Raw genomic sequence first — 1,159 nt, forward strand, 5'->3', positions numbered from 1 at the left:
AAACCGCACGTTAACGTTGGTACAATTGGACACGTTGACCACGGTAAAACAACTTTAACAGCAGCAATCTCTACAGTATTGGCAAAAACTTACGGTGGTGAAGCAAAAGACTTCTCTTCAATCGATAATGCGCCAGAAGAAAGAGAACGTGGTATTACAATTAATACTTCACACGTAGAATATGACACCCCAACACGTCACTACGCGCACGTAGACTGCCCGGGACACGCGGATTATGTTAAAAACATGATTACAGGTGCGGCGCAGATGGACGGTGCAATCTTAGTAGTAAGTGCAGCAGATGGTCCAATGCCACAAACACGTGAGCACATCTTATTATCACGTCAGGTAGGTGTACCTTATATCATCGTATTCTTAAACAAATGCGACATGGTAGATGACGAAGAGTTATTAGAATTAGTAGAAATGGAAGTACGTGAATTACTTTCAGAATACGACTTCCCAGGTGATGACTTACCACTAATCCACGGTTCAGCATTAAAAGCGTTACAAGGCGATGCAGAATGGGAAGCGAAAATCATCGAATTAGGTGAAGCGTTAGACTCATACATTCCAGAGCCAGAGCGTGACATTGATAAGCCATTCTTAATGCCAGTAGAAGACGTATTCTCAATCTCTGGTCGTGGTACAGTAGTAACAGGTCGTGTAGAGCGCGGTATCATCAACGTAGGTGACGAAATTGAAATCGTAGGTATCCGTGATACACAAAAAACGACTTGTACAGGTGTAGAAATGTTCCGTAAATTGCTTGACGAAGGTCGTGCAGGTGAGAACATTGGTGCCTTATTACGTGGTACAAAACGTGATGACGTAGAGCGTGGTCAAGTATTATGTAAGCCTGGTTCAATCACACCGCATACGAAGTTTGAATCAGAAGTATACGTATTATCAAAAGATGAAGGTGGCCGTCATACTCCATTCTTCAAAGGTTACCGTCCACAATTCTACTTCCGTACAACTGACGTAACAGGTGCAGTTGAATTACCGGAAGGTGTAGAGATGGTAATGCCAGGCGACAACATCAAGATGGTAGTAGAGTTAATCTCACCAATCGCGATGGACGAAGGTTTACGTTTCGCAATCCGCGAAGGTGGCCGTACAGTAGGTGCTGGCGTTGTTGCTAAAATCTTTGCATAAT

Annotated in this window: 1 protein-coding gene; it reads left to right on the top strand. The window is 43.5% G+C overall.

Annotated features, from left to right (window positions below):
• Positions 1-1,158, top strand: a 1,158-nt coding sequence (gene tuf, locus N7931_RS19250) for an elongation factor Tu (protein ID WP_262795959.1), incomplete at its 5' end; no start/stop codon positions are given.
• Position 1,159 lies beyond the last annotated feature (1 nt).

Source organism: Catenovulum sp. 2E275 (genome assembly GCF_025515275.1).
Lineage (GTDB): Bacteria > Pseudomonadota > Gammaproteobacteria > Enterobacterales > Alteromonadaceae > Catenovulum.